The organism is Microbacterium sp. LWH10-1.2 (assembly GCF_038397765.1).
Classification (GTDB): domain Bacteria; phylum Actinomycetota; class Actinomycetes; order Actinomycetales; family Microbacteriaceae; genus Microbacterium; species Microbacterium natoriense.
This window is the reverse complement of sequence record NZ_CP151638.1, coordinates 2,805,938-2,825,461: the sequence shown is the minus strand read 5'-3', so window position 1 is coordinate 2,825,461 and position 19,524 is coordinate 2,805,938. Positions and strand designations below refer to the sequence as shown.

The following is a 19,524-nucleotide window of genomic DNA, read 5'->3' as shown; positions in this document are numbered from 1 at the left end:
GGGCTCAGCTCGCGGCGAGCACCGAGAGCACGTTCCCTGCGGGGTCGGTGAACCACGCGATGTCGGGTCCGCGGCCGGGGCCGCCGTGCGCGATGCCCTTCGCGTCGGTGCCGAAGTCGGGGTCGACGTAGATCTTCGTCACGACACCGCGGGCGTTGAGCTCGTCGACTGCGGACTCGACGTCGTCGACCGGGAAGTTGAGGATCGTGAAGCTCGCGGGCGTGTGGTTCGGCTTGGCGTACACGAGGATCGAGCCGCCCTGGGGCAGACGGATGTCGAGGAACCCCATGGCGTTCGTCGACACGTCGAGTCCCAGGGTCTCGCCGTAGAAGGAGCGGGCCGCGTCGATGTCGTCGACGCTGAACCCGCTGAACGCGTGCGTGGTCTGGAAGGCGGTCATGCGTTCAGCATGCGCCCGTCGGCGCGGCCTGTCCAGAGGCCGGCCGACGGGCATCGCCGATCACTCCGCCGCGGAGTACTCCTCCACGCCGGCGATCACGGTGAGCACGACGTGAGCCTCGAGCAGCGAGGCCGCCCCATCGGCGAACGGATCGACGTCGAGCACCGCGAAGTCGGCGGCCTGCCCGACGGTGATCGTTCCGCGCCAGGCGCCGTCGCCGACGGATGCCGCGGCATCCCGGGTCGCGTGCGCGATCGCCCGCTCCAGGGGCAGCGCGAACTGCGGATGCACCGCGGGCGCCGACGGGTCCAGCGCCGACGCCCTGGTCGCCGCGACGTACATGTTCGCGAGGGCCTCGTGCGGCGCGGTGGGCGCATCCGTCGAGAAGGCGAGGAGCGCACCGGCATCCTCGTACTCGGGCCAGGCGAACGCGCGGTCGACCCGTTCATCGCCGAGCTGGGCGGCCCAGTTCGCGAAGATCGCGGGGTCGGCGTGCACCGGTTGCATCGACGCGGTCACTCCGAGCCTCGCCATGCGTTCGGCTGTGCCGGGGGCTGCGTACTCCAGGTGCTCGATGCGATGACGCCGGGGGCGGTCTCCGTTCTGCGCGACGGCGTGCTCGATCGCGTCGAGTGCGAGCGTGCTCGCGGCGTCGCCGATCGCGTGCATCGCGATCTGCAGGCCGGCCGCATCCGCCGCCGCGACGACGGGGAACAGTCGCTCGGCCGGCCAGATCGCGTCGGCGTTCGACCCGTCGGCGTAGGGGTTCTTCATGGCGGCCGTGCACGCGTCGATCGTGCCGTCGAGCACGAGCTTGATGCCCCGCACCCGCACCCCGGCCTGCGGCGCGGCGGCGAGCTCGGCCGCCCGTGCGACCTGGGCGAGGTTCGCGGCGTCGTCTCCCGTGTTGGCGACGAACCAGTGCGCGTCGATCCGCAGCGGTAGGGCCCCTCGCGCGGCCGTGCGGCCGAGTGCGGCGAGATCGAGCTCATCGAACGCCATGTCGACGGCTCCGGTGACGCCGGACTCCAGATAAGCGGCGACGACCCGCTCGACGTCGGCGTCGCGCTGCGCGTCGGTGGTCGTGGCGTCGCGGTGCGTCCAGGCGAACTGCTGGGCCGCGGTCTCGTACAGCATCCCTGTGGCGTCGCCGGCGGCATCCCTCTCGATGCGCCCGCCGATGGGGTCGGGGGTGTCGCGCGTGATGCCGAGCCTCGCCAGCGCGGCGCTGTTCACCCAGCACGAGTGGTAGTCGTTGGCGTCGAGGAAGACGGGGATGTCGGAGACGGCGGCGTCGATCATCGCGGCGGTCGGCTGGCCGCCCTCGATCGCGTCGAACAGCCAGCCGCGACCGTACAGCTCGCCGTCCGCCTGAGCGCGGGCGGCCCGCAGGCGCTCCTGGATCTCCTCGAGCGTGCGCGCGTCGGTGAGGCCGACCTGTCCGAGCGCGCTGCCCATCATGAGCAGGTGGGTGTGCGCGTCGGTGAATCCGGGCACCACCGCCCGGCCGTCGAGGTCGACGACCGCATCGGATGCCGGAGCATCCGCCTCCGCGCCCACGAAGACGAACGTGCCGTCCTCCACGACGACGGCGTCGGCCCACTGCGCGTCGGCGGCGGTGAAGAAGCGGGCGTTGCGGTACAGCGTGCGGGTCACTTCTACTCCCTCTGGTCGCTCAGTGCGGGTCATGCGGGGATCTCCTCGTGGGCGACGACGGTGGTGGCGGTGCGCTCGAGGCGCGTGGACAACAGGGCGATCGCCCCGGCGGGAACGGCGAGGATGAAGCTCGCGATGCCGAGCGCGATCGCGAAGCCCTCGTAGCCGAGCACGCTGACCAGCGCGGCGCCGATCACCGGGGTCAGGGCGGAGCCGACGAGATAGACGGCGAGGAGCGGCCCGGACCAGCGGCCGTCGGCGTCGAGGGCGGCAGACGTCGAGACGAAGTACATGAACGCGACCGCGTACACGGTGTTCCAGGCGATGAAGACGACGATGAACGCCGTCGGATCGGTGGTGAAGCCCTCGACGATCTTCAGCGCCCCGCCGAGGACGAGCAGGATCACGAGCGGCACGGCCCGGCCGAGCTTGTCACCGACGATCATGAGCAGCAGGGAGCCGAGGAGTCCTCCGGCGGTCGCGCCGCTGAGGGCGATGCCGAGCCCCTCGGGGGTGAGGCCGGTCTGGTCTGCGCCCATGACTCCGGCCATGGCCCACAGCGAGTCCTCGCTGGCGGCCCAGAGCGCGAACGTCACGAGCAGGCCGAAGCCCGCGATCGTCACGAGGCGAGACCGCGCCGGAGACACCCTGACCGCGCCGGTCTCGGGGATGTCGATCGGCATGGCCTCCGCCACGGCCGCCGCGGCCTGCGGTGCGATGACGGGCGCCGCCGGCAGCCACGCCGACACGAGCAGGCCGATCAGGCTGAACAGCGCCAGAGCGCCGAACACGTCGATGGGGGCGAGGCCGATCAGCGGGATGACGGCGAGCACGACGGTGATGACACCGCGGTTGGCGAGGCCGTTGAACCCGGCGACGCGGTCGGGGTTGCGGAACGCGGCCAGCGCCGCACCGGATGCGGCGACCGCGCCGCCGGCGCCGATGCCGCCGACGAGGAGCCCCGGAAGCACGAGGCCGGGCAGGAACGCCGCCGCGCCGAAACCGAGGACGGCGAGGGCGAGGCCGGTGCGCGCGACCGTGCGGCGGTGGATGCCGGCGCACAGCGGTGCGATCGAGAGCCCGGAGACGGCGGTGAGCAGCAGGGTCGCCGTCACGAGCCAGCTGGCCGCGAGCACGTCGATGCCGAGGGCGGTCTGCGCCGCGGTGATCATGTACGGGGAGAGGTTGACGCCGAGGTAGCCGGCGATGCCGATGGCGAAGGTGGCGGTGGCGGTCGGGAGGCGGAGGGGGACTCGGGTGCGGAGATCGGGAACGGTCATGGAGGACTCCAAGGGCGGGCGCACGGCGGTGTACGCGGGTGTCGGATGAGGTGGGATGCGCGGGTGGAGCATGCCACGCATAAACGAATGGTGTTCGTAAACGAATGGTGTTCATTATTATGCACAGAGGAGATGTCGCAGGGAAGACCCTGTGTTGCGAGCACGTGACGATCTCCTGGGAAAGAGGAACCATGCCGAGACCGACCACGCCGCTGCTGTCGGCCGAGATCATCGGCGACGCCGGACTCGCCCTCTCGCGCGCGGGAGAGCCGTTCGGTGTCAACGCCATAGCCCGGAGCCTCGGCGTGCGGCCGTCGTCGCTCTACAACCACGTCGACGGCATGGACGGCATCGTCGAGCTCATGCGCGGGCGCCTCATCATCGGATACCGGGTCGAGCCGTCAGGCGACGCATGGGACGACTATCTGGTCGACGTGCTCCGCACACAGCGCCGCATGTACGCCGACCACCCGCAGCTCGTGCCCCTGCTCATCGGCAAGACGATCACCCACCCCTCGGTGATCGCCGCCTACGACGAGCTCGCGACGGTGCTCGTCGACGGAGGATTCCCCGAAGACGAGATCCTCGCGATCATTGCCCTCATCGACGCCTTCGCCATCGGCTTCGGACTCGACCTCGCCTCCCCGGATGACATCTGGCAGCCGGAGGGGGAGACCCGCACCCTCGGGCGTCTCCTCGACGGAGCAGAGCGCGGCGAGGCCCGCTCCGACCGCACCTTCGAGCTCGGCGTCTCGGTGCTGCTCGACTCACTGCGCGCGCGGCTGGCCGCCTGAACCCGAGCCGCACCGGTTCGTCGAGGTCGCGGCTCGCCCCCCGGCATCCGTCCCTCATCTCGGGTAGTCTCGCCCGCATGCCCACCGCAGCGACGCAGACCCACAAGCGCGAGGCGTTCGGCTCGCGGAACGTCTTCATCCTCTCCGCGATCGGATCGGCCGTCGGCCTCGGCAACATCTGGCGCTTCCCCTACGTCGCGTACGAGGGCGGCGGAGGCGCGTTCCTCATCCCCTATCTGTGCGCCCTGCTGACCGCCGGCATCCCCCTGCTGTTCTTCGACTACGCGATCGGTCACCGCTTCCGCGGGTCGGCACCGCTCGCCTTCCGGCGCCTGCACCGCTCCGCCGAGACGCTCGGCTGGTGGCAGGTCCTGATCTGCGTCGTGATCTCCGTCTACTACGCCGTCATCATCGCGTGGTCGGCGATGTACACGTGGTTCTCCGCGCAGCTCACCTGGGGCCCGGGCAACGAGAACGACTTCTTCTTCTCCGATTTCCTGCAGTCGGCGGACGTCGCGAAGACGGGCGTCTCCACAGAGTTCGTGCCGCAGGTCGGCCTTCCTCTCGTCGTGGTCTGGCTGGCCGTGATCGTGATCATGTGCCTCGGCGTCAAGAAGGGCATCGGGCGCGCGAACATGATCCTCATGCCGCTGCTGACCGTGATGTTCGCGGTGCTCGTGGTGCAATCGCTCTTCCTGCCCGGCGCCCTCGACGGGTTGAACGCGTTCTTCACTCCCGACTGGGAGGCGCTCGCCGATCCCGCGGTGTGGGCCTCGGCGTACGGGCACATCTTCTTCTCGCTCTCCGTGGCGTTCGGCATCATGGTGACCTACTCGTCCTATCTGAAGCGCAAGACCGACCTCACCGGGTCGGGGCTGGTGGTCGCCTTCGCGAACTCGGGCTTCGAGATCCTCGCCGGCATCGGCGTGTTCGCGGCGCTCGGCTTCATGGCCCAGGCACAGGGCACCGACGTCTCCGGTGTCGCCTCGTCGGGCATCGGACTGGCGTTCATCGCGTTCCCCACGATCGTGTCGCAGGCGGCCGGCGGATCGATCATCGGCGTGCTGTTCTTCGGGGCGCTCGTGTTCGCGGGGGTGACGTCGCTGATCTCGATCCTGGAGGTGATCGTCGCCGCCCTGCAGGACAAGCTGGGGTGGAGCCGCATCCGCACGACGCTCACCGTGTCGATCCCGCTGGCGGTCATCTCGATGGCCCTCTTCTCGACGACGACCGCGCTCTCGGTCCTGGACACGACGGATGCCTTCGTCAACGCCTTCGGGATCATGGCGGTGGCCCTCGTCGCCGTGATCGTCGTCGCCTGGATGCTGCACAGGCTCCCCGCGCTCAAGGATCACCTGAACCGGCGGTCGAGCTTCCCCGTCGGACGGGTGTGGATGCTGCTCGTCGGCGTGCTCGCACCGGTCGTGCTCGGATACCTCTTCGTCACGGGGCTGATCGACAAGATCGCGAACCCCTACAGCGGGTACCCCGCGTGGTTCCTCGGCATCTTCGGGTGGGGCATGGTGATCGCGCTGGTGGTGCTCGCCTTCGGTCTCGCCCTGCTGCCGTGGGGTCGGCGCTCGCACGCGAAGGACGACCCCGACTACGACGAGTTCCTCGCGGCCGAGCACTACGACCCCGATCAGGAGACCGCCGCGCACGCGCAGCCCGAGCAGAGGGGAGCGGTCGCATGAGCGCCGCAGCCGTCGTCATGATGATCATCGCCATGGTCACGGTCTGGGGCGGCCTCATCGCCGCGATCGTGAACCTCGCCCGCCACCCCGAGGTCGCGGAGAGCGAGCCGGAGGCCCCGCCCGTCGAGCTGTAGCGGACGCGCCCGTCAGGGGCTGACCTGGTTCCTCAGCAAGGCACTCGGCCTCGACGCCGACGAGGGCGGTGATCCGCCTCAGCTCCCGTAGGGCGCCTTCGGCGGATCCGTCACCACGGGCTGCGGCTCGACCAGACTCTCGTCCTCGTTGAAGTACACCGGCCCGCCGGCGGGGAAGTAGAACTGCGGCACCGAGTCCACACCTTCTGTCGCCGGGATCGAACGCCACGTCAGGACGTCGTCCCCACGGTTCTCGTCATCGCCGACCATCGCCGAGAGAGCATCAGACTCTCCCGGCGTGCACGGGGTGTCGGCCGATGCCGTCACCGTGCCCTCTGCCGGCCGAATGGTCAAGACGGCTCGGCCCACCGCGTCGTCCTCGGCGATGACGTTCCACTCGGCGCGGTCTCCCTCGCCGTAGACGGCCGCCTCCGGCTCCAACCCGGCATCCGCGAACGCCTTGACGGCCACGTCGCTGAGGGCCTGTCCGTCGACGTCAGGCAACGCCACGGAACGTCGGTACGCGAAACGGTAGCCATCGTCGGCAAGGCCGAGATCGCACGCGATCGGGAAGGCTCCGTAGCCCCCGATCGGCACGTCCCACACACCCTCGTGCACACCCATCAGGACGGTGTGCATGGTGTTCGCCATCGCGAGATAACGCTGCTCTCCGTCGCGGTACAGCTCATCGCCTTCGGGAGCCGCCTGCGCAGCACATCCGGTCGTCACCAGCACCAGTCCGGCGGCCACGACCGCCCACGCGCAACGCATGGCTGCCACCCTAGTATCCATCTGTCCCGGGAGACGAAGCCCTCGGGCGATCAGCTCCCACATGTCGTCGCCACCCACCTCGGTGCCGAGCTCTCCGGCCGTCACGATCGACCTCACGGTGGAGAACGACTCGCTGCCTGTGAACCTCGCCCGCCACCCCGAGGTCGCGGAGAGCGAGGTTCGATGCCCCGCCCGTCGAGCTGTAGCGGACGCACCCGTCAGGGGCGGACCTGGTTCCTCAGCTCCTCGCCCGCGATGAGCCGTGCGACGTTCTCGTCGATGAGCGCGCTCGCGCCGACGGGCCTGTTGCCTGCGACGTGCGGGGTGATCACGAGGTTCGGCGTCGTCCACAGCGGGGACTCCGCGTCGAGGGGCTCGGTCTTCATCACGTCGATCGCGGCGGTGCGGAGCCGACCCGTCGCCAGCGCGTCGATCAGGGCGCCCTCGTCGACGGTGGCGCCGCGGCCGACGTTCACGAACACGGCCCCCGGCCGCAGCATCCCGAACACCGCGGCGTCGAAGAGGTCGGCGGTCTCGGGAGAGGCGGGGACGAGGGAGACGAGGACGTCGGTCTCGGCCAGCACCTCGGCGGCGTCCGCCTCCGCGCGCACCTCGAACCCGGACCGGACGCCGGAGCTGCGGGCGATGCCGCGCACGTCGGCGCCGAGCAGGCCGAGCATGGGGGCGAGTCGTGCGGCGATCGAGCCGAAGCCCCAGATCGTCACGCGGGATCCGGCGAGGGTGTACGCGGAGCGGGTCTCCGCGGCGCTCTGGGCGGAGATGAAGTCCGCGTCCCACCGCCGTTGGCGCTGCGCGTCGTGGAGCAGGTCGAGTCGGCGCACCGCCCCGAGGATCAGCGCGAGAGCGTGCTCGGCGACGGGGCCGTCGTGCAGGGAGCGCCCGGAGCAGATCCGCACGTCCGCGGCGAATCCGGCGGCGAGTACGGCATCCGGCCCCGCAGCCAGCGTCTGCACGAGCCGCAGCTCCGGCAGATCCCGCACGGCGTGGTCGAGCTGGCGCCCCGGGTTCTGCCAGGTGACCAGCACCTCGGCATCCCTGTGCTCTGCGGGGATGTCCGCGGACACGTCGTAGACCACGACCTCCGCATCGGATCCGAGCTGCAGCTCGATGGTGTTCGGGACAAGGATCTTCATGGCGCCTCCCTCACCAGGAAAGCACATCGCGCACGGGGCCCGGTGCGGGCATGATCGGATCGGACCGGAACGATCGGGTGCGAGCCCGCCGCCGGAAGGGATGCTGGACAGGAAAGGAGGACCCCATGATCGGAGCACTCAACGCACTGGTCGATCTCGTGGAGCGGGATGCCGCGGCCGAGGTCGACGTCGCCGGGTTCGCCCGCGCGCAGGGAACCACCGAGTACCACCTGCGCCGGATGTTCTCGGCGCTCGCCGGAATGCCCCTGTCGGAGTACGTCCGGCGCCGTCGTATGACAATCGCCGCCGCGGAACTCGTCGGCGGGGCGCCGAACGTCCTGGACGTCGCGGTTCGACACGGCTACGGCTCGGTCGAGGCGTTCGGCCGGGCGTTCCGCGCCGTGCACGGCATCGGCCCGGCGGAGGCGCGACGAGACGGGGGTCCTCTCCGCACACAACCCATGCTCCGGTTCCGCCTGAGCGTAGAAGGGAGCGTCCCCATGGACGTCACCGTCATCACCCTGCCCGAACTCGTACTCGTCGGCCACGCCGCCCGCGTGCCGCTCATCCACGAGGGCGTCAACCCGCACATCCAACAGCACATCGCCGCCATCGCACCCGAGGAGCACGTGCGGCTCAAGGGGCTGAACGACGCCGAGCCCTCCGGCATCCTCGCGGTGACCGGCGACATCGAGCCGGACGCCCCCGAGGGGACGACGCTGACCTACCTGCACGGAGTGTCCCTGGCGCCGACCACCGCCGTGCCGGACGGCCTCGACGTCGTGCGCGTCGAGAGCGGAGCCTGGGCCGTCTTCTCGGCGACCGGTCCGTTCCCCGACACCCTGCAGAGCCTGTGGGCGGCGACCGCGACCGAGTGGTTCCCGTCCAATCCCTGGCGGCTGCGTCCCGGCCCCTCGATCGTCCGCTACCTGGAGTTCACCGGGACGCACGCCACCTGCGAGCTGTGGCTGGCCGTCGAACCGGAGTGACGGCGGTCGACGGCACGCACCATCAGACTTGATGGATCCGAAACGGGATTTGGACCGCTTGCGGCGCTTCTCTGCGTTGCTTTCCTGCTGACGCGCGACAATCGGCGGAATTGACCTGTCCGGGGGGATCAGCATGTCAGCATCAGAACGGAACGTCGCGGCACTCGTCGGAAACGGCATGTCGATAGCGTTCGAACCCAGCCTCAACCTCACGAGCATCACAGAGGAGGTCCTGCGTCGTATCGAGTCCGAGGACGGAGGCCAGGTCGTTGAGGCGATGAAGAAGGTCGCGGAGTGGGCTCTTCCCGACGGCGCGAGCAGCGATCACGATTTCGAGTTGCTGGTCGGGGCGTTCGGGTTCGAATCGCGTACTCTGGGCCTTCTCGATTCGCTCGCAGCTCTGCGCGAACCCGCCGACGAGGACCTGCGAGACGCCATCGACGCCGTCGCCAGGTTCGCGCAGCGTGTGCGCGACGGCGGAATCGCCCACGTTCTCGAGGTCATCGCCGAACGATCCCATGCCTCGCAGGAGCGGGCGGCTCCGATGCGACGGCTCATGTCAGCGCTCATCCATGACTTCGACGGGCGGATCTCCATCGGGAACCTCAACTACGACACTCTCTTGCTCGCGGCTCTCATGAAGGTGTGCCCGAAGGAGTTCTCAGATCTCGGAGACGGGCGAAAGGAGACGACAGTGGTGCTCGGACTGAGCGAGCATCCGGCAAACCGACTTCGACGTAGACGCGCCGACTTCCCGAAGTACCAGCGGGTGAGGCTGCTGCATCTTCACGGGTCCCTCACTTACTGGTCCGACGGAGACACCTCTGTAAAGGTCTCCTTGCCCGAACTTGAAGCCGCCTCGCCCTGGCGCGCGATCCGATCGGGGGAGACGACCGCGAGACCGCTCGTCGTCCTCGCGAATCCGCAGGAGAAGCCCGAACAGGTGCGACGGCACCCCTTTGGCTTGGCGTATGACCTCTTCTCGGATGCGCTCGACGAGGCCGACAGCTGGCTGGTGGTCGGTTACTCGTTCAGGGATGAATCGGTGAATCTGCGGATGCAGGAGTCGCTGGCCGCCTATGAGGAGCCGCCGCGGATGCTCGTCGTGACGCACGGAGACTCGCCGAGCCGTCAGGAGATCAGCCGCGCGCTGGGGGTGGAGCCGTCGAGCACTCATGCGTGGCTGCATATCGACAAGCGCGGTGCGTACGGTCTGGAGGCGCGTTCGTCGTGGTCGTGGTTCACCGGAGGAGACGAATGAACTGGTGGCACCGGCGGCGCAGCGTCCCACCAACACCAACACCAACACCAACACCGGACGCACTCTCCCCGCGAGACATCGTCGCGGGGTATGACGAGTACGTCGCGGGCGTCAGGACGAAACTCACCACAGCCGCGATCACCGTCGTGATCCTGGGGGTGCTCGCCGCGAGCCTGGGGGTTCTGACGTCGATGGCGCCCGACTCGCAGGGGCAGACGCCGGTCCTCTTGCCCGTCTCCGCGGAGCTCGCGGTCGGCGGATTCAGTCTGCTCGCCGCGGTCGCTATCGCCCTGCAGCTAGCGGTGCGTGCAGAGGACGCGCGCGTGTGGGCCGCATCGGCAGGGGATCCTCCACGACAGAACGGCGTCGCGCACGAGGCCCGTACCGTGGGCCGGAGGTTGTTCCTTTCGCAGTTCGCCGAGCTGATGGTGCCCGTTTCACTCGGCCTCGGACTCTACGTCTCCTGGCCGTTCGTTGTCCAGGAGCCTCTTCATCTTCTCGGGGTGCTCGCGCCCCTCGCCGGAGGACTGATCGTCGCAGTGGTGGCCGCGGATGCCAGCGCCGCCGCCGACCCGATCTTCTCGCAGCGTGCGCAGAAGGTCGCGTGGGCCCAGAAGAAGCGCCGGGTCCTGGGGAGCGGACTACGCACGGCGATGTCTCTGATGGTGCGGCCTTCGGCGAAACGGATCGCGATGAGTGTGGCAGGGCTCGTCTTGGTGCCCCTCGCAGTGGGAGTCTCTGCCGCATCGCTGCGCTACATGCTCCTGGGCGAGCTGCCGACCCCCGCGGTGGTCGCCCCTCTCGCCGTCGCGGCCCTTGTCGTGGCCGTCCTGATGATGGTCTTTGCCACCTCGCTTTTCGTGCTCGCCATGGAGCGCGACCGTGTCACATTGTTCGCGGCGGCGACTGTGTTCGCGATGCTTCTCGTGCTCTACGTCCTGCAGGCGCTTCAGCTGGTGATCGACGACGGAACGCCGTCCGCGTCATCGGCGCTGGGCGGGCTCCTCATGCTCTCCCTCGTCGTCGCGCCAGGACTGCTCGCGGCATCGTCCCTGCGGGATCGCGGCGAATCCGAGTCGATCGGGCTTCTCCGATGGATAGCGGTCGGAGCTCTGAAGAAGGCCATCCGTCAGGGTGTCGTGAACGTGAATCGGCCGTGCGAACGCCGCAATGGTATGGCCATCGCGGCCGCATTGCTCGCGGTGCTTGTACCCCTGGGGTACTTGCTGGCGATGGTCGCGGACGCGCAGCTTCGCCGGGCGGCGTTCTCGGATGCGCCTCAGCGCGGTGGAGGGTGGGTGCGCGCCGCTCGTATCGTGACCTGGGTGACTGTCGTGGTGGGCTTGTCGGTCGCCGTCGTGCTCGTCCTCTGGGTGCGGTTCACCGCTCGCTGATCAGCGGTCGAGCGTTTCGAAGGTCTGTGATCCGGCCCGTTTCCTTTCCCAGCGCTCGCGGGTGAGGAAGGCGAGCTGTCCGGTCTTGGTCGGCAGGTCGACGCGCGGGCCGAGCTCGAAGCCGGACTTCACCGCCCGTGCGACGGCGCGCTCGTTGCGCACGTCGGGCTCGATCACGAGGCGGTCGACGTCGGGGCCGGCGAACAGGAATTCCGCCATCGCGTCGGCGACGAGCGAGGTGAACCTCGCGACGGGCGCGCCGCGGTCGCCGAGCAGGAAGTGGAGGCCGGCGTCTCCGGGGAGGGCGTCGTAGACCTCGCCGAGCGGATCGTTCTCGGGCTCGTACGTCTGCAGGAGCACGATCGGAAGCCCGTCGCGGCGCACGAGGAACGCGTGGTGGCTCGGCAGTCCGTCGACGAAGAGGTAGAGGTCGCGCAGCTCCTCTCGCGGAAGTTCGGAGAGCCCCCAGAAGCGCGAGGCGGGGCGGCTGACCCAGTCGTGCAGCAGGTCGAGCTCGGCCACCGGATCGAGCACCGTGAACTCCAAGCGCCCGAGAGCGGGCGAGTCCGTCGTGTGCACGACGGCGCCCGCCGGACCGCTCGCCAGGCGGGAGGTGCGGATGACGGTCATGATGCTCCTGTCGGGGTGTCGGCGTGCAGCGCCGCCCAGTCGGTGACGACCCTCGTGGGGTGGACGGCGGCCCAGTCGCGGAGCTGGTCGGAGAAGTGCGGGGAGTCGGGGGCGCCCGCGGCGCCGAACGGCACGCTCCACAGGCTCTGCTCGCGGTCGGCGAGGTCCCATGCCCACCGGGCGACGGAGCCCCGCCAGGCGCGGTCGGTGAGCCCGGGGGTCGATCCGGTGCAGCGCACGGCATCCCCGTCTCCGGACAGCTCGACGTCGAGACCCGCGACCGGGGCCGTGGCTCGGGGGACATCCGCGAGGACGTGCGTCGGCAGCATCCGGTGCGTCGATCCCCAGGAGCCGGCGTCCGCCGCCCTCTCCAGAGCCCGCCGCACCAGAGCGGGGGCGTCGTCGCGCAGGGCCGGATGCTGGAGCAGCCGGGGGAGCACCGCGGCGACCTGTCCTTCGACGCCCATCCACGGGTCGAAGACCGCGCCGAAGGGGTGCGGCTCCCGCAGCGGCGCCAGCGTCGGATGCGCGGCCGTCTCCTGCACGAGCGCGTCGCGCCAGGCGCCGAAGGCGCCGGCCGCCTCGGAGCCGGCATCCATACGTCCGTCCCATGCCGTGATGAGGTCGCGGACTCGCACGGCCGCGGGGGAGAGCGAGGCGTCGGGAGAGGGGAGCAGAGCGCGCAGCGGCGCCGTCGACCCCGATGCGGTGTCGCCCCAGATCGGCTCGAAGTCCGCGGGGGTGCGCGGGGCGAGGTCGGCGAGAAGACGGGCGATGCGCGACGCCCGATGAGACGACGGGTACGCCCAGCCGAGATCGATCGCCGCGGCGGACGGGCGCTCGTTCGCGTCGACGGCGACATCGCGCACGACGACGGCGCCGACCCTGTCGCGGTCGGGGGCGGGAGCGACGGAGGCGGCGGAGTGCGCGCGTCGGCGTTCGTCCCTCTCCCGTCGGGGGACCGTCCCGACCGTGGCCGACAGCACGTCGCCTCCGCGGTCGGCGGCGAGCACGCGATTGACGGGATCGATCCAGTGGTCGAAGGCAGAGATCACGTCCTGAGCCCTGCGCGCCCGCAGCAGCGGCAGGAGTGCTCCGGCCCCGAGATCGGCGTTCGTCCGCGCGGGATGCCGGATGCTCCAGGCCCGCAGCCCGCCGTCGTGCGGATGCGGATCGGTGACGATGCAGCCGCGAGACGTCTCCAGCGACTCGACCTCGATCGTGCCGCCTCCGCGCACCGCGATCAGCGACCTGAGCACCTCGACGGGCTCCCACCCGTGGGGTCCGAGCGCCTCGTACCCGCCCTGCACGGTCCGCAGACGCTCCTCGAACACGTCCACGCTGTGCGCGATCGCGTTCGTGATGCCCCAGGCGGCGTCGCCGGTGTGACCGAAATGCGGCACGCCGGGCACGCCGGGGAAGGCGAGCCCGATCACGTCGAACTCGTCGCACGCGAGCCTGACCTGCTGATACACGCCGGGGAGCTCGAAGATCCGGTGCGGGTCACCCGCGAGCAGCGGCATCCCGCTGGCGGTGCGCGATCCGTGCAGCGCCCAGGCGTTGCTGCCCGCCGTCGGGGTCGTCTCCTCACCGGAGTCGCCGGCGAAGAGGTCGACCCACTCGTCGCCGAGCGCCAGCGCGACCCGCTCGCGCCACAGCACGTGCGGGAACGTCGAGAACAGCGCGTGCGCGACGTGCAGCACGCCGAGCGGATCATGGTCGTCCCAGGCGGTGAGCGGCCGGGTGTCTCCGAACGTCTCGTCGAGCACGCGGAACTCCGCCGCGCGGGAGCCTGCGGCATCCATCCCTCGGCGCACGCCCCCGGCGTAGGCGCTCACGAAGGCGCGATCCGCCTCCCCGAGTGCGTCGAACGCGCGCCGCGCGGTCTCGTCGAGCCGCGCTCGTCGGGCGAAGACGTCCCACACGACGCCCGCCTCCCCGATGAGCTCGGAGAGACGCCCCGCCGCTCGCAGCCGGTCGATCTCGATCTGCCAGCCGCGGTCGCGCGCGGTGACCTCACCCTGCGCCTCGGCGAGATCCCGCACGTCCGTCGCCCGGATGTGCGGGATGCCGAGGTCGTCCCGGAACACCTCTGCCATCCGCTCAGCCTCCCACGGTCTCCCGTGCAGCGGGCTGCGGGATGCGCGCACGGCCGATGGGGTTCTCCAGCCGCCCCGCGTACATCAGCGACGAGGACTGGTCGGCGAGGTCCACCATCCTCAGGGTGTTGCGCAGCTGCAGCCGGTTCAGGCAGGAGTGCGCGAACGAGTCCGCACGCAGATCGACCAGGGACTCCAGCTCCGGATGCTCGGCGGCGTGCTCGTCGACCGTCTCCGCGACGAGCCGCCAGAACTCGATCTCCGGGAGCACCCCGTCGATGTGGAGGATCCCGGCCAGATGGCGCAGCACGCCGTCGAAGACATCGGTGAAGATCGCGAGCGCCTTCTCCTCGTCGTCGACGGGGGAGACGATCCTGCGCACATCCTCCGGCAGCGTGCGCGCGGAGAGCAGCGCCACCTCCTCGCCGATGTCCTTCATGAACACGCCGGTCGGCACGTGCTCGTCGAGGATCAGGATGAGGTTCTCGCCGTGGGGCATGAAGGCGAGGTCGTGCGCGAGCAGGCAGTGCACGACCGGACGCAGGTAGGCGCGCAGCACGCTGCGGACCCACTCCGCCGCGGGGATGCCGGAGGCGCGGACGAGTGCTCCGACGACCGAGCGGCCCTCTCCGTCGCGGTGCAGGAGCGAAGCCAGGGTGGCCAGCCTCTGCGAACCGGAGACCAGGGGCACGGGGCTCTCCCGCCACAGGGCCGCGAGCATCTTCCGATGCGCCGACGGCTCCGCCGTGCGGTGGTAGACGTCGCCCGTGTATCCGATCGACGCGCGCTCGCGCAGCACCCGGAAGCCGGCGTCCCGCAGGGTGTCGTCGCCCGCTGCGAGCTCGGCGACCCAGTCGTTGATCGCCGGCGTGACGCGCATGTAGGCGGGGGAGAGGCCGCGGAGGAAGCCCATGTTCTGCACAGCGAGAGCGGTCTTCACGTAGTGACGGTGCGGGTGGGAGATGTTGAACATCGTCCGCACGGACTGCTGGGCGCGGTACTCGTCCTCGCTCTCCCCGATGAGCACGAGGTCGCGGCGGGCGAGGTCGGGGGCGAAGGTGATCGCGACGCGGTTCTCCCACTGCCACGGATGCACCGGCAGCAGGTGGAAGTCGGCCGGGTCCTCGCCGAGGTCGCGCAGACGCGTTGCGAACCGGTCGCGCTCCGCGGCGCTCAGCTCGCCCGACAGCAGCTGCTCCTCGTCGATCCCGGCGCCGAGTGCGAGGTGGGAGGAGGAGCGGCGCGCGGCCGTCCACACCAGACGGAACGGGCGTCCTGCCTCCGGGGCGAACGCCGCATGGTCGGAGACGCCGAAGCCGATGCGCCCGTTGTTGGCGACGAACCCGGGGTGGCCCTCGGTCATCGCCGCCTCGACGGTCTGGAAGTCGGCGTCGGCCAGAGCATCCGCCGTCGGCCCGCCCTGCGCGATCTTGAACATCGAGCCGGCCAGCGTGGAGGCGATCTCCTCGAGGTAGAGCGGCAGCAGCTCGTCGGAGAGGCCCAGCTGCGGCTGCAGCTCCAGGATCAGCTGCTGGGCGTCGAGATCCGTCGCCGTCCCGCGGACGAGACGGCGGATGCTGTCCTCATCCACGATCCAGTGGTCGAGCTCTGCACGGACGGCGTCGAACAGGTACTCGGCGTCGCCCAGGGGAACCGTGAGGCGCCAGCCGCCGTCGCCGCGGCGCTCCGGGGAGATGAGCCGCTCGTGGGCGAACTCCGCGATGGCCTTCGCCACGAGGTGGCGCTGCGCGCGCTCGAGGGCGTCGGGGGTCAGATGGTCGGCGGGCGCGATCATGCGCGCTCCTCTCGGTCGAGGCGGGTGAGCGCGGATGCCGCGAAGGCCTCCCGCGTGCAGGTGGACAGCATCGCGGTCTTGAGGTGACCGCCCTCGTCGACGACGACCTCGCCGAGCTCCTCGAAGCCGGCCCGCACGTTCTTCGCGCGGATCCTCTCGTTGCGGACATCGGGCTCGACCACCACCCGCGTCGCACCGAGTCCGTCGAAGCACCACGTCATGACCGCGGCGAACACGGCGTCGGTCAGACCGTGCCGCGTGACGGCTCCAGGCGGGGAGATGAGGACGTGCATGCCGAGGTCTCCCGGCGTCGCCTCGTGCACCTCGGTCAGCAGCACGCGGGCGGGGTCGTAGGTCTCGGCGTAGAACGCGGGGGCGCCGTCGATCAGCCCCAGCCAGGCCTGCTGTCCCGGCGCGGTCGTGACGGAGGCGAGGTACTCCTCGACCTGCGCGGCATCCAGAGCGGTCATCCCCCAGAACGCCGAGTGCGGATCGGACAGCCAGCTCTGCAGCACGACGGCGTCGCGCCGCGGGTCGGCGGGGATCAGGGTGATGTCGAGGTCCGTCGCGACGCTCATCGTGCGACCTCCCCCGCGTGGAGCGCCGGCGCGCGTCCGGCATCCGCGGGGATGCCGAAGTCCTGGAACGCGATGCGACGCTCGATCGGGTAGACCTCGCGCCCCGTGATCGAGGCGAGGATCGACGAGTTGCGCCACGCCCCGAAGCCGAGGTCGGGCGCGGTGAGGCCGTGGGTGTGCTCCTCGCCGTTCTGCACGAAGACGCGCCCGCGGCCGCCGTCGACGCTGTAGTCGCGTGCGACGTCGAGCCTGCCCAGCGCATCCCAGTCGAGGCGGTCGGCGATGCCGGAGAGGAACGGCGGCGTCTCGGCCGAGTATCCGGTCGCGAGCACCAGCGACGCGGTCTCCCGCTCGTGCTCCTCGCCGAGCTGTCCGTGCTGCAGGGTGAGGCGGTGCCGGGTGCCGTCCCACGACGCCGCCGTCACCTCGGTGTCGGTGAGCAGCGTGGTCGGCACCGGCCCGTCGGCGCTGAGCCGGTAGAGGGTGTCGTAGATGTCGTCGATGAGGTCGGCGGAGATGCCCTTGTACAGGCTCCGCTGCTCGCGCCCCAGATGCTGGCGCAGGGCGATGGGGAGCGAGTGGAAGTGGTCGGTGTACTCGGGAGAGGTCATCTCCAGCGTGAGCTTCGTGTACTCCATCGGGAAGAACCGCGGCGAACGGGTGATCCAGTCCAGCCGGTATCCGCCGTCGCGGGCGCCCTCCAGGAGGTCGCGGTAGATCTCGGCCGCGGACTGGCCGCTGCCCACGACCGTGATCGAGTCGGTGGCCCTGAGCGCGCCGCGGTTCTCCAGGTACTCCGAGCTGTGCACGGCATGACCCGAGACGTCGCGCAGCGCCTGCGGCACCCGGGGCCTGGTCCCGACGCCGACGACGACGTGCCTGGCGCGCAGCGTGCGCTCCTCGCCCGTGTCGGTGCGCATCGCACGGACGACGTAGACATCGTCGGCCGGATCGTGCTCGACGGCGACGACCTCGTTGTTCCACTGCAGCTGGGGGAGCTGTGCGGCCGCCCAGCGGCAGTAGGCGTCGTACTCGGCGCGCAGTGCGTAGAAGCTCTCGCGGATGTAGAAGGGGTACAGCCTGCCCGACCGCTTGAGCCAGTTGAGGAAGGAGAACGGCGAGGTCGGGTCGGCCATCGTCACGAGATCGGCGAGGAACGGCACCTGGATCGTCGCGCCCTCGATCATCATGCCGTGGTGCCACCGGAAGCCGTCGGCGCGGTCGAGGAACACGGCGTCCAGCCCGAGCGGATCCGCCAGGCACGCCAGGCCGAGATTGAAGGGGCCGATGCCGACGCCGACGATGTCGTGCACGTGCGCGCTCATGCCGAGGCCTCCGCCCCGACGAGGGCGTCGTCGAGATCGGCGGACATCCCCGCGAGCGCCGCCGCGGCATCCTTCACCATGCCGAGGATCGCCCGCACGTCGTCGAGGGTGGTCTCGGGATTCAGCAGGGTGAGCTTCAGACAGGGGCGGCCGTCGATCACGGTCTTCGCGACGAGCGCGCGGCCGGACTCGAACAGCACGCGTCGCACACCGGCGACGAGCGCGTCCTGCGCGGCCGGGCTGGCACCGTCCGGGCGGACACGGAAGAGCACCGTGCTCAGCTGTGTGCGACCGACGAGCTCCAGGTCGGGGTCGGCCTCGACGAGATCCCCGACGGATGCCGCGAGGTCGATCACCTCGTCGAAGAGGGCGCCGACGCCGTCGGCGCCCATCGCGCGGAGCGTCACCCACAGCTTCAGCGCGTCGAAGCGGCGCGTCGTCTGCAGGGACTTGTCGACCTGGTTGGGCTCCTCGTTCTCGACGGGGTTCAGGTAGTCGGCGTGCCATGCGCCGGCGGCGAGATCGCGCGGCTCGCGGACGAGGATCGCGCTCGACGACACCGGCTGGAAGAAGCTCTTGTGGAAGTCCACGGTCACCGACCGCGCCCGCTCGATGCCGTCGAGCAGGTGCCGGCGACGCGGCGAGACGAGCAGGCCGCCGCCGTACGCGGCATCCACGTGCATCCACACGCCGTGGGTCTCGCAGACGTCGGCGAGGAGCGCGAGCGGGTCGATGACGCCGCGGTCGGTGGTCCCGGCCGTCGCGACGACCGCCATCGGCACGCGGCCGGCGGCGCTCGCCGCGGTGAGGGCAGCGTCGAGGGCGGAGGGCAGCATCCGTCCCTCGCCGTCGTCGGCGACCTCGATCACCGCGTCCTCCGCGAGTCCGAGCAGCAGTGCGGACTTGCCGACGCTGAAGTGGCTGGATGCCGTGGCGAGGACGACCAGTCGCGGGATCGCCTCGGAGCGGGGGGAGGAGAGCATGGCCAGCGCGGCCTCCCGCGCGAGGAAGAGGGCGTGCAGGTTCGACTGGGTGCCGCCGGAGGTGAAGACCCCGTCGCCCGCGGAGAACCCGGCCCAGCCGGTCGCGAGCTCGATGAGGCGCCGTTCCATCAGCGTGCCGACGGCGGATTGGTCGTAGGTGTCGACCGAGGTGTTCACGGCCGCGAGGACCGACTCCGCCGCGACGGCGGGGAGCGCGACGGGGCAGTTCAGGTGCGCCGCGTACATCGGGTGGTGGAACCACACCGCGTGGGCGAGGAACAGCTCGTCGATCTCCCGGATCGCGGAGGGGGTGCCGATGCCCGATCCGGCGAGGTCGACGGCATCCACGAGCTGTTGCAGTTCGACGCGGGATGCACCCGACGCGGGCTGCGCTGTCTCGGCGAATCTGTCGGCGACCCGCGAGGTGGTGCGGGCGATCAGCGAGCGGTAGACATCGGCGGTGGACGAGGTGAGCAGCTCAGGCACGAATCGACTCCTTAGTTAGGATTGCCTATCCTACATAAGGAAGTTCATGGACGCAGTCATAAATCGTCGCACACCGACGGCGACGACGAGGACGCGAGCGC

The 19,524-nt window shown here is 70.3% G+C and carries 17 protein-coding genes; 6 read left to right on the top strand and 11 right to left on the bottom strand.

Annotated elements, in window-relative coordinates; translation table 11 throughout:
- Window positions 1-4: 4 nt before the first annotated feature.
- Genes MRBLWH10_RS13475 through MRBLWH10_RS13465 form a run of 3 tightly spaced genes read right to left on the bottom strand, consistent with a single transcriptional unit; the run spans window position 5 to window position 3,336 of the window.
- Window positions 5-400 carry a VOC family protein gene (locus MRBLWH10_RS13475; protein ID WP_341940264.1) on the bottom strand — a complete coding sequence of 132 codons (396 nt, stop codon included), beginning with the start codon at window positions 398-400 and terminating at the stop codon, window positions 5-7.
- Window positions 401-460: 60 nt separating this feature from the next.
- Window positions 461-2,089, bottom strand: a complete 1,629-nt coding sequence (locus MRBLWH10_RS13470) for an amidohydrolase (protein WP_341940263.1) — start codon at window positions 2,087-2,089, stop codon at window positions 461-463.
- Window positions 2,086-3,336, bottom strand: coding sequence for an MFS transporter (locus MRBLWH10_RS13465; protein ID WP_341940262.1), 1,251 nt, complete (start codon window positions 3,334-3,336; stop codon window positions 2,086-2,088). The genes MRBLWH10_RS13470 and MRBLWH10_RS13465 overlap by 4 nt, the downstream gene beginning before the upstream one ends.
- Before the next feature lie 191 nt (window positions 3,337-3,527).
- Here MRBLWH10_RS13465 and MRBLWH10_RS13460 point away from each other — a divergent pair, with 191 nt between their 5' ends.
- The 3 genes from MRBLWH10_RS13460 to MRBLWH10_RS13450 all read left to right on the top strand — a co-directional run bounded on the left by MRBLWH10_RS13460 (window position 3,528) and on the right by MRBLWH10_RS13450 (window position 5,958).
- Window positions 3,528-4,130, top strand: a complete 603-nt coding sequence (locus MRBLWH10_RS13460; RefSeq protein ID WP_105674821.1) for a TetR/AcrR family transcriptional regulator C-terminal domain-containing protein — start codon at window positions 3,528-3,530, stop codon at window positions 4,128-4,130.
- A 77-nt stretch (window positions 4,131-4,207) separates the two neighbouring features.
- Window positions 4,208-5,824, top strand: a complete 1,617-nt coding sequence (locus tag MRBLWH10_RS13455) for a sodium-dependent transporter (protein ID WP_341940261.1) — start codon at window positions 4,208-4,210, stop codon at window positions 5,822-5,824.
- Window positions 5,821-5,958, top strand: a complete 138-nt coding sequence (locus tag MRBLWH10_RS13450) for a methionine/alanine import family NSS transporter small subunit (RefSeq protein ID WP_105674817.1) — start codon at window positions 5,821-5,823, stop codon at window positions 5,956-5,958. Before MRBLWH10_RS13455 ends, MRBLWH10_RS13450 begins: the two co-directional genes overlap by 4 nt.
- Before the next feature lie 78 nt (window positions 5,959-6,036).
- On the opposite strand, the gene MRBLWH10_RS13445 is transcribed toward MRBLWH10_RS13450, so the two are convergent.
- Together MRBLWH10_RS13445 and MRBLWH10_RS13440 are read right to left on the bottom strand one after the other, a co-directional pair.
- Window positions 6,037-6,738: a hypothetical protein gene (locus MRBLWH10_RS13445; RefSeq protein WP_341940260.1), complete on the bottom strand. Its 702-nt coding sequence runs from the start codon at window positions 6,736-6,738 to the stop codon at window positions 6,037-6,039.
- A gap of 209 nt (window positions 6,739-6,947) precedes the next feature.
- Window positions 6,948-7,883, bottom strand: a complete 936-nt coding sequence (locus tag MRBLWH10_RS13440; RefSeq protein ID WP_341940259.1) for an NAD(P)-dependent oxidoreductase — start codon at window positions 7,881-7,883, stop codon at window positions 6,948-6,950.
- A 125-nt stretch (window positions 7,884-8,008) separates the two neighbouring features.
- On the opposite strand from MRBLWH10_RS13440, the gene MRBLWH10_RS13435 reads away from it, so the two are divergent.
- The 3 genes from MRBLWH10_RS13435 (at window position 8,009) to MRBLWH10_RS13425 (ending at window position 11,527) form a co-directional block, all read left to right on the top strand.
- Window positions 8,009-8,872: an AraC family transcriptional regulator gene (locus tag MRBLWH10_RS13435; protein WP_341940258.1), complete on the top strand. Its 864-nt coding sequence runs from the start codon at window positions 8,009-8,011 to the stop codon at window positions 8,870-8,872.
- Between the two features lie 133 nt (window positions 8,873-9,005).
- Window positions 9,006-10,133 (top strand): SIR2 family protein, encoded by a 1,128-nt coding sequence (locus MRBLWH10_RS13430; protein ID WP_341940257.1) that lies wholly within the window; start codon window positions 9,006-9,008, stop codon window positions 10,131-10,133.
- Window positions 10,130-11,527, top strand: coding sequence for a hypothetical protein (locus MRBLWH10_RS13425; protein ID WP_341940256.1), 1,398 nt, complete (start codon window positions 10,130-10,132; stop codon window positions 11,525-11,527). Before MRBLWH10_RS13430 ends, MRBLWH10_RS13425 begins: the two co-directional genes overlap by 4 nt.
- Here MRBLWH10_RS13425 and MRBLWH10_RS13420 read toward each other — a convergent pair whose 3' ends face one another.
- From MRBLWH10_RS13420 to MRBLWH10_RS13395, 6 genes are read right to left on the bottom strand one after another with little or no spacing between them, the layout of a single operon-like run.
- A complete protein-coding gene (locus MRBLWH10_RS13420; RefSeq protein ID WP_341940255.1) occupies window positions 11,528-12,157 on the bottom strand; it encodes a GNAT family N-acetyltransferase in 630 nt (209 codons plus the stop codon).
- Window positions 12,154-14,256: a penicillin acylase family protein gene (locus MRBLWH10_RS13415; protein ID WP_341940254.1), complete on the bottom strand. Its 2,103-nt coding sequence runs from the start codon at window positions 14,254-14,256 to the stop codon at window positions 12,154-12,156. Before MRBLWH10_RS13415 ends, MRBLWH10_RS13420 begins: the two co-directional genes overlap by 4 nt.
- 4 nt (window positions 14,257-14,260) lie before the next feature.
- Window positions 14,261-16,051 (bottom strand): IucA/IucC family siderophore biosynthesis protein, encoded by a 1,791-nt coding sequence (locus tag MRBLWH10_RS13410; protein ID WP_341940253.1) that lies wholly within the window; start codon window positions 16,049-16,051, stop codon window positions 14,261-14,263.
- Window positions 16,048-16,629, bottom strand: a complete 582-nt coding sequence (locus MRBLWH10_RS13405) for a GNAT family N-acetyltransferase (RefSeq protein ID WP_341940252.1) — start codon at window positions 16,627-16,629, stop codon at window positions 16,048-16,050. The genes MRBLWH10_RS13410 and MRBLWH10_RS13405 overlap by 4 nt, the downstream gene beginning before the upstream one ends.
- Window positions 16,626-17,954 carry a lysine N(6)-hydroxylase/L-ornithine N(5)-oxygenase family protein gene (locus MRBLWH10_RS13400; RefSeq protein WP_341940251.1) on the bottom strand — a complete coding sequence of 443 codons (1,329 nt, stop codon included), beginning with the start codon at window positions 17,952-17,954 and terminating at the stop codon, window positions 16,626-16,628. The genes MRBLWH10_RS13405 and MRBLWH10_RS13400 overlap by 4 nt, the downstream gene beginning before the upstream one ends.
- Window positions 17,951-19,423 (bottom strand): pyridoxal-dependent decarboxylase, encoded by a 1,473-nt coding sequence (locus MRBLWH10_RS13395; protein ID WP_341940250.1) that lies wholly within the window; start codon window positions 19,421-19,423, stop codon window positions 17,951-17,953. The genes MRBLWH10_RS13400 and MRBLWH10_RS13395 overlap by 4 nt, the downstream gene beginning before the upstream one ends.
- Between the last annotated feature and the right edge of the window lie 101 nt (window positions 19,424-19,524).